The 12,287-nt window shown below is 60.4% G+C and carries 15 protein-coding genes; 6 read left to right on the top strand and 9 right to left on the bottom strand.

Annotated features, from left to right (window positions below; translation table 11 throughout):
* Positions 1-12: 12 nt before the first annotated feature.
* Complete coding sequence (locus FFH90_RS22930; RefSeq protein WP_086946377.1) at positions 13-603, bottom strand: HD domain-containing protein; 591 nt, start codon at positions 601-603, stop codon at positions 13-15.
* 101 nt (positions 604-704) lie between these two features.
* Positions 705-1,016: an Mpo1-like protein gene (locus tag FFH90_RS22925; protein ID WP_086946376.1), complete on the bottom strand. Its 312-nt coding sequence runs from the start codon at positions 1,014-1,016 to the stop codon at positions 705-707.
* Between the two features lie 156 nt (positions 1,017-1,172).
* On the opposite strand from FFH90_RS22925, the gene FFH90_RS22920 reads away from it, so the two are divergent.
* Positions 1,173-2,234 carry an AraC family transcriptional regulator gene (locus FFH90_RS22920; RefSeq protein ID WP_207238835.1) on the top strand — a complete coding sequence of 354 codons (1,062 nt, stop codon included), beginning with the start codon at positions 1,173-1,175 and terminating at the stop codon, positions 2,232-2,234.
* Here the strand turns inward: FFH90_RS22920 and FFH90_RS22915 are convergent.
* Positions 2,191-3,645 (bottom strand): TrkH family potassium uptake protein, encoded by a 1,455-nt coding sequence (locus tag FFH90_RS22915; RefSeq protein WP_018929928.1) that lies wholly within the window; start codon positions 3,643-3,645, stop codon positions 2,191-2,193. The genes FFH90_RS22920 and FFH90_RS22915 overlap by 44 nt on opposite strands.
* 122 nt (positions 3,646-3,767) lie before the next feature.
* Between FFH90_RS22915 and FFH90_RS22910 the strand changes: the two genes are divergently transcribed.
* Positions 3,768-4,334: an NAD(P)H nitroreductase gene (locus FFH90_RS22910; RefSeq protein WP_086946375.1), complete on the top strand. Its 567-nt coding sequence runs from the start codon at positions 3,768-3,770 to the stop codon at positions 4,332-4,334.
* A 45-nt stretch (positions 4,335-4,379) separates the two neighbouring features.
* Here FFH90_RS22910 and FFH90_RS22905 read toward each other — a convergent pair whose 3' ends face one another.
* From FFH90_RS22905 to FFH90_RS22880, 6 genes are all read right to left on the bottom strand, one after another.
* Positions 4,380-5,720: a cell wall metabolism sensor histidine kinase WalK gene (locus FFH90_RS22905; protein WP_138866134.1), complete on the bottom strand. Its 1,341-nt coding sequence runs from the start codon at positions 5,718-5,720 to the stop codon at positions 4,380-4,382.
* A gap of 239 nt (positions 5,721-5,959) precedes the next feature.
* A complete protein-coding gene (locus tag FFH90_RS22900) occupies positions 5,960-6,409 on the bottom strand; it encodes a Spy/CpxP family protein refolding chaperone (protein WP_111454417.1) in 450 nt (149 codons plus the stop codon).
* Between the two features lie 340 nt (positions 6,410-6,749).
* Positions 6,750-7,427, bottom strand: a complete 678-nt coding sequence (locus FFH90_RS22895; protein ID WP_086946374.1) for a response regulator transcription factor — start codon at positions 7,425-7,427, stop codon at positions 6,750-6,752.
* 7 nt (positions 7,428-7,434) lie between these two features.
* Positions 7,435-7,848, bottom strand: coding sequence for a hypothetical protein (locus FFH90_RS22890; protein ID WP_064619574.1), 414 nt, complete (start codon positions 7,846-7,848; stop codon positions 7,435-7,437).
* 110 nt (positions 7,849-7,958) lie between these two features.
* A complete protein-coding gene (locus FFH90_RS22885) occupies positions 7,959-8,258 on the bottom strand; it encodes a YciI family protein (protein WP_019579534.1) in 300 nt (99 codons plus the stop codon).
* 1 nt (position 8,259) lies between these two features.
* A complete protein-coding gene (locus tag FFH90_RS22880) occupies positions 8,260-8,856 on the bottom strand; it encodes a septation protein A (RefSeq protein WP_064619571.1) in 597 nt (198 codons plus the stop codon).
* Positions 8,857-8,943: 87 nt separating this feature from the next.
* Here FFH90_RS22880 and FFH90_RS22875 point away from each other — a divergent pair, with 87 nt between their 5' ends.
* From FFH90_RS22875 to scpB, 4 genes are all read left to right on the top strand, one after another.
* Positions 8,944-9,807: a PHP domain-containing protein gene (locus FFH90_RS22875; RefSeq protein ID WP_138866133.1), complete on the top strand. Its 864-nt coding sequence runs from the start codon at positions 8,944-8,946 to the stop codon at positions 9,805-9,807.
* 13 nt (positions 9,808-9,820) lie between these two features.
* Positions 9,821-10,450, top strand: a complete 630-nt coding sequence (locus FFH90_RS22870) for an L-threonylcarbamoyladenylate synthase (protein ID WP_007938530.1) — start codon at positions 9,821-9,823, stop codon at positions 10,448-10,450.
* Between the two features lie 66 nt (positions 10,451-10,516).
* The gene (locus FFH90_RS22865) at positions 10,517-11,275 is read left to right on the top strand and encodes a ScpA family protein (protein WP_253548957.1); all 759 of its coding nucleotides are present in this window, start codon (positions 10,517-10,519) and stop codon (positions 11,273-11,275) included.
* A gap of 11 nt (positions 11,276-11,286) precedes the next feature.
* Positions 11,287-12,285, top strand: a complete 999-nt coding sequence (gene scpB / locus FFH90_RS22860) for an SMC-Scp complex subunit ScpB (protein WP_138866132.1) — start codon at positions 11,287-11,289, stop codon at positions 12,283-12,285.
* Positions 12,286-12,287: the final 2 nt, after the last annotated feature.

Below are 12,287 nucleotides of genomic sequence, written 5' to 3'. Positions count from 1 at the left end.
GTAAAAAGATCTTCAGGCCGGCGCTTGTTCTTCCATCGCCGCCTTGTAGATCGAATGCTTCGGCTGCGCAAACAACCGCTCCATCATCGGTTCGAAAAAGCTCAGCGGCAGCGTGTCGTATGCCGGGTCAAACGCCGCCGCGTCGTACCGGGCGCAAAATTCGATGGTCGCCTGATACTGCGGATGAGCGCTGAATTGCTCGCGCAAATGCCGGTCCATGCCCAGGTGATGGAAGAAGTAATAGCCCTGGAAAATCCCGTGTTTCTCCACCATCCACAGGTTCTCGGCACTGACGAACGGCTTGAGAATCGCCGCGGCGATGTCCGGGTGGTTGTAGGACCCCAGTGTGTCGCCGATGTCATGGAGCAAAGCGCAGACCACGTACTCTTCGTCGCGGCCATCGCGCCAGGCGCGGCTGGCGGTTTGCAGCGAGTGGGTCAGGCGATCCACCGGGAATCCGCCGAAATCACCTTCCAGTAACTTCAAATGCGCCACGATCCTTGTAGGCAATTGCCGGGCATAGGCGCTGAAGTCTGTGGCGATGATCGCCCAGTCTTCCTGCGTGCCGTCCTGCATGTGGGTAAAACGGGCGCGGGCATTCATCGGCTATCCTCTTGTTCTTATCGAAAGGGATGTTTGGAGTGTAGGGCTTGGATCCAGAGCGCTGCACTGGCTGCACAGGACGCTTTTGTGGCCAAAGGAGCCTAGAACGGCACGCGACCTACAATCATGTCGCGGTACATGACGAAATCGCCGAGCAGGCTGTAAAGAGGATGCTGAAAGGTTGCAGGACGATTCTTCTCGAAGAAGAAATGCCCGACCCAGGCGAAGCTGTAACCGGCCAGCGGCAGGGCCAGCAACAGCCACCATGCGCCTTTGGCGATGGTCAGCGCCAGAATGACAATAACCAGCGTGGTGCCGACAAAGTGCAGTCGTCGACAAGTGCTATTGCGGTGTTCGCTGAGGTAATACGGGTAAAACGCAGCGAAGCTGTTGAAACGTTTGATGTTTTCCACGACTGCGATCTCTGTGGTGTGTGCAGGCAACAAGTTGCGCTGCGGGTAGCCTATTTAAGTCTAGAGTGATCATAGGCATCAGCCAGTGACAATAGGCGCCACTTTAGTATCCTTGGGCATTGGGTCGTGGCATGCGGCCATCACGTAGTAAACGCCATGAGCGAACGAACGACTTCTGCAAGCTGGGCGATGGGGATTGTCAAAGCACTGGAAATGGACGGCCTGGATTGCCGGGTTTTGTTCAAGCAGCTAGGGCTCGACTATGCGGCACTGGATGATCCGGATGCGCGCTTCCCGCAAGATTCCATGACGCGGCTCTGGCAGCGCGCGGTCGAGTTGTCCGGCAACCCGGCGATCGGCCTGAACATGGGCAAGGTGGTGCGACCGGCGTCCCTGCACGTTGCCGGTTATGCCTTGATGTCCAGTCGAACCCTGGCCGAAGGCTTTCAACGTCTGGTGCGTTATCAGCGAATCATCGCCGAAAGTGCCGATCTGAGTTTTCGCATACTGGACGAGGGTTATGCGCTGATTCTGACGGTGCATGGCGACCACTTGCCGCCGACCCGACAAAGCGCTGAAGCATCGATGGCCTGTGCCCTGGCGTTTTGCGGGTGGCTGACCGGGAGCGCGCTGCATCCGCGCAAAGTGCTGCTGCAGGGCGATCAACCCGCCGACCTCGAACCGTATAAGCAAGCCTTCCACGCGCCGATGATGTTCAATGCGCCCTATGATGCCTTGATTTTCGAGCGCGCTGACCTGGAGGCACCGTTGCCCACCGCCAACGAGGCCATGGCGTTGCTGCACGATCGCTTTGCCGGTGAATACCTGGCGCGGTTTGCCGAGAGCCGCGTGACCCACAATGCGCGGCAGGTGTTGTGCCGCTTGCTGCCCCAGGGCGAACCCAAGCGCGATGCGGTAGCGCAGGCGCTGCACCTGTCGCAACGCACCTTGCAGCGACGCTTGCAGGAAGAGGGCACGAGTTTTCAGACGTTGCTGGATGACACACGGCGTGAACTGGCCGAGCAATACCTGGCGCGACCGAGCATGACGCTGCTGGAAATTGCCTACCTGCTGGGGTTTGCCGATCCGAGCAACTTCTTCCGCGCTTTCCGACGCTGGTTCGACACCACCCCCGGCGAATACCGGGCGCGGCTGACGGAAGCGCTCAAGCCGGTCAGTGACGCCAGAACGCAGGGATACACAGAACAAACACCGTAATGATCTCCAGCCGACCCAACAGCATGCCGAACGAGAGAATCCACTTCGCGGCATCCGGCAGGCTGGCGAAGTTACCCGCCGGGCCAATGGTTTCGCCCAACCCCGGGCCGACGCCGGACACCGTGCTGGCCGCACCGGTAAGGGCGGTCATCCAGTCCACGCCGAGCAGCGACAGCAGTAGAGCGATCACGCAAATGGTGATGGCGAAAAAGAACGAAAAGGTCAGGATCGAACGTACGATTTCTTCGTCGAGACGGTGGCCGTTGTACTTCTGCTTGATCACCGCGCGTGGGTGAATCAACTGGTTAAGGTTGGCCTTGAGCAGAATGTAGGCCACCTGGAAGCGGAAAATCTTGATCCCGCCAGCGGTCGAACCCGAGCAGCCGCCAACAAACCCCAGGTAAAAGAACAGCATCAGCGAGAAGTTGCCCCAGAGGCTGTAGTCCCCCAGTGCAAAACCTGTCGTCGTCACCACCGAAGTGACGTTCAGCGCCACATGCCGCAAGGCGTCCAGCCAGTGCAACTGGGTGGTCCACCAGTACCAAGTGCCGAGCACCAGCCAGGTCACCAGCAACATGCCGAGCAAGCCTTGCACCTGTTCATCCTTGATCAGCGCCCGACGGTTACCGCGTAACGTGGCGACATACAAGGTGAACGGCAAGGCGCCGAGAATCATGATGACGATCGCGACCCAATGCACCGCAGGCTCCGGCCATTTGGCCAAAGACTGGTCGGAGGTGGAAAACCCGCCGGTGGAAATCGCCGACATCGCGTGGTTGATCGCATCGAACGGGCTCATCCCGGCCCACCAGAACGCCAGGCTGCCGAAAATAGTGATGCCGACGTAGGTCGCAACGATCAAGCGCGCCACCATGTGCGAACGGGGCATGACCTTTTCGGAACGGTCTGACGACTCGGTCTGAAACAGCCGCATGCCACCGATGCGCAGCAATGGCAGAATCGCGACCGCCATGCCGATAAAGCCGATCCCGCCGATCCAGTGCAGCAAGGAGCGCCATATCAGGATGCCGGGGGACATGGTGTCCAGGCCCGTGAGCACCGTCGAGCCGGTGGCGGTGATGCCGGACATGCTTTCGAAGAATGAGTCGGTGTAGCTGATGTTCTGGGTCAGCAGGAACGGCAGGGCGGCGAAGATGCACACCACCAGCCAGCTGCTGACGGTCAGCAGGTACATGTCTCGCGGGCGCAGATGGATGTGTTCGGGACGCCCTGGAATGACCAGGGCCAGGCCGGCGACAAAGGTAATCATGCTGGCCCAGAGGAATGACGGCAGGTCGCTGGTGCGCTCGAAGATCACCAGGGTAGCCATGGGCACGGCCATGGAAATGGCCAGCGTGATCAGGAAGATGCCGATGATGAAACCAATGATCCGTAAGGTCGGCAACGCCATGAAGTCCGCTCGGGCTGAAGTAGGGAAGGGCGCCATTCTACCTGCGGGGCAGGGCATGTAAACCGACAGCCCTGTGCCGGATACCGCTAGAATAGGCAGACATTTTTTTCAGGAGGTGGCCGATGCAGGCTCTCGACGCTTTGCTCAACCGTGTTTCCGTTCCACGACTGCTCGATCCGGCGCCCACTGCCGAGCAACGCGAAGTGCTGTTTGCCGCCGCGATGCGTGCGCCAGACCACGGCCATTTGCAGCCTTGGCGCTTCCTGACAGTCGAAGGCGCGGCGCGCGAGCAAATGGGCGAGTTGCTGGCCGAAGCGGCGAAACTGCAAGACAGCGAGGTGTCAGAAGCCGCGCTGGACAAGGCCCGTAACGGTCCGCTGCGTGCACCGCTGGTGGTTGTGGTGATCGCGCGTTTGCAGGATCACGTCAAATACCCGAAATCCGAACAATTGTTGGCGGCAGGCTGCGCGGCTCACGGGATTTTGCTGGCCGCTTACGCGCAAGGTATTGGCGCGGTATGGCGCACCGGTGAGCTGGCCTATTCGCCGCATGTAGCCAAGGGGTTGGGTTTGGCCGAAGGGGAAGAGGTGATTGCGTTCCTTTATCTCGGTACGCCGCAGAAAGAACCGCGTGTGGCGGAGAAGGTTGATCTGGCCGAGTTTGTCAGCGCCTGGTCCGGTAAGGCCTGAAGATATAGGTCCATGTGGGAACGGGCAAGCCCGCTCCCACAGGGTTCAGGGTTGGACGACAGCCCCCGGCACCAACGGCAATTCCAGGCTGGCAATAAACCCGCCTCCAGGATGATTGGCCAGCACCAGACTGCCGCCATGGCGTTCCGCCGCACGGCGTGCGATGGCCAGCCCCAAGCCATGCCCGGCCGTTGTCTGCCCCGGTGCCCGATAGAACGGCTCCCCCAACTGATTCAAATGATCAGCCTCTACACCGGGGCCGTGATCGCGCACGCTGACCACAATCCTGTCGCCCTGACGCGCCGCTTGCATTTCGATCGGTTGCCCGACCGGGTTAAAGCGTTGGGCATTGCGCAGCAGGTTGTCCACGGCCCGCTCGATCATGGTCGGCCAGCCTCTGAGGTTCAGTTGCGGCTCGGCCTCAAGGCGCACGTTCTGCTCCGGCGAACTTAGCTGAGCATCCTTTTGCAGGGTATTGAGCAGTGCATTGAGATCCACCTCTTCGGCACTGGCGTTGTCGGCATCGACCCGCGCCAACACCAGGATTTCGCTGATCAGTGCTTCCAGTCGATCACATTCACGGGTCAGGCGCGGCCAGAGTTTTTCCCGCTCCTGGGGATTGGCCCGCTCGGCCAGTGCCAGCGCAATGCGCAGTCGGGCCAAGGGCGAGCGCAACTCGTGGGACACATCGCGCAGCAATTGCCGCTGACTGCCGATCAGGCTTTGCAGACGCGCGCCCATGCGATTGAAGTCGTTGGCCAGCACACCGAATTCATCGCGGCGGTTAGCCAGTTGCGCCAGGCTGTTTTGCTGATACGTCGTCTGCCCCAACTCATGCACTGCGCCACGTAAACGGCTCAGCGGTCGGGTGATGGAAAAGGTCACCAGCAGGCTGAACAGGGTCAGTACCACCAGGGCGATACCCAGCGCACTCAACGGCCAGAGCAGGCTCTCACGGTGCCAGGCGTCCAGTTCCGGGTGGGGAATGCGATAGATCAGCAGGTAGGTGTCGCCCGTCTTGGCGCTGGTGTATTCATCGGTCAGGCGTCGCCACGGCAGGCGCCGATCATCGTTTTGCTGCCGTGCTTCGAAGGCGGCTGCACGCCGAGGGAAGGTGCCGCGTACCACCGGGTCTCCTGCCTCGTTGAGCACCTGAACGTCAATGTGATATTGGCGCTTGCGCTGCTCCAGGATGTCCTGGGCGGCTTCTTCGCCCTGGCTTTCGTAAGTTTGCGTCCACTGTTCGGCCAGGGTATTGAGGCCCGGGTGGCGACTGAGAATCCACGCGTCCTGGTTGAGCATGTGCCCCAGCAAAATGGAAAGCCCTGCAACCAGAGCGATGGCCAGCCAGAAGCTGGCCAGGATACGCCAGAACAATGAGCGCACAGAAAATCCTCGAACAAGCTCAAATCAATGTGTGGCGAGGGGGCTTGTCGGAACGCCGCATCGCCCCGTTCGGCTGCGAAGCAGTCGTAAACCCGTTACATACGGTTTAACTTTGAAATACCGGGGCCGCTTCGCGCCCCAACGGGAGCAAGCTCCCTCGCCACAAAGGCTCGCTCCCACAACGAACTGAGAGGCATCAGACCCAACGGTGATTAGCCGTTGGGTCCGGGGTTAACGCATTATTGCGCCTTTTGCGCTTGCTGCGCTTTCCAGGCCTTGAACTCGGCCCATTCGGCGCGACGCTCAGCTTGTTTCTTCTGGATCTCGTCGAATTGCTTCTGTTGATCCGGTTTCAGCAGGGCGCGAACGTCGGCTTCGGCTTTCTTGTGCTTGGCCTCCATCTCGTCTTTCAGGGCTTTCTGGTCGGCTGGCGAGAGTTTTTCCAAGTACTTGTCGACCAGTTGCTGACGCTCGTGCATTTGCTCGCCCATGATTTTGCGGATCTGCTCGCGCTGTTCGCGGCTCAGGTCCAGTTGGCTGTAAGGGCCTCTGCCGTGCATGCCGTGCATCTGACCGCCGTGGCGTGAGCCGTCCATGTGATCACCCATCGGGCCTGTGCCTTCAGGCATGGCCATGGCAACGGTCGGCAGGGCGGCAGCAAACATCAGAGCGATAAGAGTCTTGCGCATGGTGTATCTCCTTGTCTCGTTCCCGGTACGTTCCGGATGTGTGCAGATTACGCAGATCAAGGTCAACGGCGGTCAGCGGAGCGTAAAGCTTGGGTAAAGACGGTTTTCTGTCTCCCTGACAATTCCGACACTTCGCCGAATTCTGTCAGATGAAATCTGGCCTTCGTAGCAGCTGTCGAGCCCCAGCGAGGCTGCGTTCGACTGCGCAGCAGTCGTAAAACCTGTTTGCACGTTCTTCCAGATACACCGCGTCAGGCGGATCACGACTGCTTCGCAGCCGAACGCAGCCTCGCTGGGGCTCGACAGCTGCTACAAGAGTCGAACGCAGACCCGTTGGGTGTCAGAGGCTGTAGTAGTAACCGCGACTGCGCAAGGCCACGATGCGTGGGCGGCCGTCGGGGTGTGGGCCGATTTTTTTGCGCAGGTTGCTGACGTGCATGTCCAGGCTGCGGTCGTACAGGGTCAGTTTGCGACCGAGGGCGATTTGCGCCAGTTCCTGTTTATCCAGCGGTTCGCCGGGCTGCTTGAGCAGGGCTTCGAGCAGGCGGCTTTCGGAAACGGTGAGGGTGAATTCCTGTTCATCGATGCTGACCACCCCGCGCACCGGGCTGAAGCACAGGTCGCCCAGCTCGAGCTGGCTGGAGACCGCCGTCGGATGACTGCGGCGCAACACCGCGCGCAGGCGGGCGGTCAGTTCCCGTGGGTCGCATGGCTTGGCCAGGTAATCGTCGGCACCCAGTTCCAGGCCGAGGATGCGGTCCAGCGGTTCGCCACGGGCCGACAACATCAGCACCGGCAAATCCGGATGGTCGCTGCGCAGTTGCTTTAGCAGTTCCAGGCCGCTGCCGTCCGGCAGCATCACGTCCAGCACCACGGCCGCCGGAGACGTTTCGGCCAACGCGTGACGGGCGCTCTGGCCATCGTGGCAGGCGCGAACCTGAAAGCCTTCCTGGCTTAGCCAACTGCTCAGGAGCTCACACAGCTCCTGGTCATCATCAATTAGTAACAGCTCGCTCATGACTCACTCAATTTAGCCATTGCCTACGTTTTCTGGTGGCACCACTGGCGAAGATACCGCAGAGCAGGGCCAATAGCGCTACTGCCGCCCCAATAACGAACCACTGCTGCTGATCGGTCAGCAGGCGCGGTAGCGGGCTGCTGGCCAAGGTTTCCTTGAGTTGCAGCTTCAGGCGCTGATTCTCCTGGCGCAACCGGCTCAGCTGGGCGCTTTCGCGCTCGCCATCGGTGGTTTGCAATTGTTTGCTCAGTGTTTCTCGTTGCTGCTCGCTCTCTTTCAAGCGCTGCTGCAACTCGGTGATCTGGCTACCGGCGCTCAAGGACAGCGGCGTCGAATTACCGCCATTGGCGCTTTCTTCACCATGGGCTGGCGCCATGATCGACAACGTCACCAACATCAGACACAACGGACCTTTGCGCATCGCAACTCCTGATTCCAATACGAGTATTGGGCAGGTTGTCGGCCGGTAAACGAGAATAATGAGCGATTGAACGTGCGATGAATCGATAAGATTCACCGCACGCGAGAACTTTACGGCAGGACTTGCTTGAACGGCTTGACCAGAACATTGGCGTAGACGCCTGCGGCAACGTACGGGTCGGCGTCGGCCCAGGCCTTGGCGGCGCTCAGGGACTCGAATTCGGCGACGATCAGGCTGCCAGTGAAACCGGCCGCGCCCGGATCATTGCTGTCGACCGCCGGGTGTGGACCGGCCAATACGATACGACCTTCGCCCTTGAGCACTTGCAGACGCTCAAGGTGTGCAGGCCGTGCGGCCAGTCGGGCTTCCAGGGAGTTGGCGACGTCTGTGGCAATGATTGCGTAAAGCATGTCAGTCCTCGGTTTTTGGCGTTGTGGTGTCGGCGTCGTGCAGGTGGCGAGACAGGTAGATGCCCTGGCCGACCAGGAACAGCAAAGTCATGCCCAGGCTGCCGAAGACCTTGAAGTCTACCCAGTAGCTCTGGAACGTGAACGCGACGAACAGGTTGGCGGCACCGCAAAACAGGAAAAAACCGATCCAGGCGATGTTCAGACGGGTCCAGATTGGCTCCGGTAGAGTCAGCGCGTGGCCCATGATGCGTTTGATCAGCAGTTGGTCACCGACGAAATGGCTGCCGATGAACGCGAGGGCGAACAGCCAGTTGACCACCGGGGCTTTCCATTTCAGGAAGGTTTCGCTGTGGAACGCCAGGGTCAGGCTGCCGAAGACCAGGCAGGCAATGAGGGTCAGCCACTGGCTCTTCTCCAGCTTGCGCTGCTTGATGTACAGCGTGCCGTAGACCACCAGGGAACTGATGATCAGCATCGCGGTGGCACTGTAAATACCACCGACAGACAGTTGATGACCGCCAATGTCGACGACCCGCGGGTCGATTTTGAAGACGATGAAAAACAGCAGAAGCGGGATGAAGTCGATGAATTGTTTCACAGTGGCAGCCAGAAGCAGGATGTGGCGGCATAATAACAAACATATTGACGCGCGATAGCGTCAGCTGATTTGAGGTTACATAGTCCTGTGAATGTTGATTTGCACTGCCATAGCACGGCCTCCGATGGCGCCCTGGCGCCTGCGGCACTGGTTGCGCGTGCGTTCGAGAAAGGCGTGCGAGTCCTGGCCTTGACTGATCACGACACCCTTGAAGGCCTCGACGAGGCCCGTAGCGCCGCGACGGCGCTGGGGATGCAACTGGTCAACGGCGTCGAATTGTCCTGCACCTGGGGCGGGGCGACCATTCATGTGCTGGGCTACGGTTTCGACGTCAATGCCGCGCCATTGGTCGAGGCCATCGCCAAATTGCACGATGGCCGCTGGCTACGGTCCGAAGAAATAAGCCGCAAGTTGGCGTTGAAAGGTATGCCGGGGGCGCTTGACGGCGCCCGCGCCATTCAGCAGGAGCTGGGCGACAGCGGCAACGCGCCGGCCCGTCCGCACTTCGCCGACTGGATGGTGCGCGAAGGTTACGTCAAGGATCGCGCCGAAGCGTTCCGCAAATGGCTGGGCGCCGGCAAGTTGGGAGACGTCAAGCTGCACTGGCCGACCCTCGAAGACACCGTCGAGACCCTGCGCGCCGCGGGTGCCTGGGTCAGCCTGGCGCACCCCTGGCACTACGATTTCACTCGTAGCAAGCGTCGCCGCCTGATTTCTGACTATATTCAAGCCGGGGGCCACGCGATTGAAGTGGTCAATGGCCATCAGCCCGCCGAGCAAGTGGGCAGCCTGGCGATTCTTGCCCGTGAGTTTGGTCTGCTGGTCAGCGCCGGCAGTGATTTTCATGGCCCTGGAGGCTGGTCCGAGATCGGTGAATACCGCCCGCTCCCGGAGGATCTGCCACCACTGTGGTGTCGATTCAAACATGACCCAATTATTGCCGCCGTCTGAACAGGTAGAGAATGTGAGTCAATTTTTCCAGATTCATCCGGAAAACCCGCAAGCGCGCCTGATCAAACAGGCTGTCGAGATCATCCGCAACGGCGGGGTGGTGATTTATCCCACAGACTCTTCCTACGCCATTGGTTGCCAGATCGGTGACAAGACCGCCGTGGAGCGTGTGCGTCGGTTGCGTCAACTGGATGAGAAGCACAACTTCGCGCTGATCTGCAGCGACCTGTCGCAGCTGGGGCTGTTCGCCAAGATCGACACCGGTACTTTCCGTCTGCTCAAGGCCCACTTGCCGGGGCCTTACACCTTCATTCTCAACGCCACCCGCGAAGTCCCGCGGCTGTTGCTGCACCCGAAAAAACGCACCATCGGCCTGCGCGTGCCGAGCCATCCGATTGCGTTGGCGCTGCTGGAAGAACTTGGCGAACCGCTGATGAGTGTGACCCTGATCATGCCCGGCGACACTGACCCGCTGACCGATCCCTACGAAATGCGCCAGTTGCTGGAGCATCAGGTGGACCTGATCATTGACGGCGGTTTCGGCGGGATCAAGGCATCCACCGTGATCAACCTCGCCGACGGCGAGCCGGAAGTCATCCGTGTCGGTTGCGGCGACCCTACGCCATTCATGGCCGAGGCGTAGATGTCTGCAGTAGAACCAGAACCCGTCGACAGCCAGGCCGGCGCCCAGCAAGAACTGCCTTTCGCCATGGTCTATGGCCAGGCGGTCATGGAAATGCCGCTGGACCTGTACATCCCGCCGGATGCGCTCGAGGTCTTTCTGGAAGCCTTCGAAGGCCCGCTCGACCTGCTCCTGTACCTGATCCGCAAACAGAACATCAATATTCTCGACATCCCGGTGGCGGAAATCACCCGCCAGTACATGGGCTATGTCGAGTTGATGCAGTCGGTGCGCCTGGAACTGGCCGCCGAGTACCTGGTGATGGCCGCGATGCTCGCCGAGATCAAGTCGCGGATGTTGCTGCCGCGAGCCGAAACCATTGAAGACGAGGAAGACGACCCTCGCGCCGAACTGATCCGCCGCTTGCAGGAATACGAACGCTTCAAGGCCGCCGCCGAAGGCATCGATGGGCTGAGCCGCGTCGGCCGCGATGTCGTGGTGCCCAAGCTCGACGCGCCGGAAGCCCGGGCGCGCAAGCTGCTGCCGGACGTGAGTCTGGAAGAGTTGCTGATGTCCATGGCCGAGGTCTTGCGCCGGGGCGACATGTTCGAAAGCCACCAGGTCAGCCGCGAGGCACTGTCTACCCGCGAACGCATGAGCGATGTACTGGAGCGGCTCAAGGGCGGCGGTTTCGTGCCCTTTGTCGAGCTGTTCACCGCTGAAGAAGGACGTCTGGGGGTAGTGGTGACCTTTATGGCGATCCTCGAACTGGTCAAGGAATCCTTGGTCGAGCTGGTGCAGAATGAGCCGTTCGCGGCGATACATGTGCGAGCCCGAGCCGAATAACGAGTTGAATCATGAACCTGACTGAACCCCGCGAGCTGGCGCCACTGCTTGAAGCCTTTCTGTTGGCCTCGGGAAAACCGCAATCGCTTGAGCGCCTGTTCGAACTCTTCGAAGAAGGCGAGCGGCCCGAACCAGCGGTTTTCAAGAAAGCGCTGACGATTCTGGGCAAATCCTGCGACGGCCGAGCCTTCGAACTGAAGGAAGTCGCCTCCGGGTATCGCCTGCAGATCCGCGAAAAGTTCGCGCCGTGGGTCGGGCGCCTGTGGGAAGAACGGCCGCAGCGTTACTCGCGCGCCATGCTCGAAACCATGGCCCTGATTGCCTATCGCCAACCGATCACCCGGGGCGAGATCGAAGACGTGCGCGGCGTGGCGGTCAATAGCCACATCGTCAAAACCCTGCTGGAGCGAGAGTGGATCCGCATCGTCGGTTACCGTGATGTGCCCGGCAAACCGGCAATGTTCGCCACCACCAAGGCGTTTCTCGATCACTTCAACCTGAAGAACCTCGACGACCTGCCGCCGCTGGCCGAGCTGCGCGAGCTGGAACCCGAGCCGATGCTCGAGTTCGACGACGCACCGGTGCCGGCCGGGTTGCAAGAATTGGCAGATGCCAGCGCCGAGCCGGAAGAGCCCAAGGAAGAAACCAGCTTCCACACGCTGTTGCTGGAGCTGGACACGATGGAGGAGGGGCTCAAGACCGATTTCGACGATTTGTTGCGCGATGGCGAGTTGACCGAGACTGAAGAGGTATCGGAGCAGCCGGAGCCGGAGCCGGAGCCGGAAGTCGAGGTAGAGCTTCAGGTTGAGGCATCAGTTGCTGACGAAGAAGAGCAGGAACCAGAACCTGAGGATGACATTCTTGGCGTTGCCGAGGCTCGCGAGAAACTGCTGGCCGCGGTTGCCGCGCTTGAACAACCCAAGCCCGAACCTGAACTGAGCGACGAAGAAGCCGAAGCCCGGGCCCTGGCCGAAGCGATCGAGGCCGAACGCCGCCAGTTCGAGGATTGAAC

Origin of the sequence: Pseudomonas sp. ATCC 43928 (assembly GCF_005938665.2) — a bacterium.
GTDB lineage: Bacteria > Pseudomonadota > Gammaproteobacteria > Pseudomonadales > Pseudomonadaceae > Aquipseudomonas.
The sequence above is the reverse complement of the archived record's forward strand: the minus strand, read 5'-3'. Positions and strand labels throughout refer to the sequence as shown.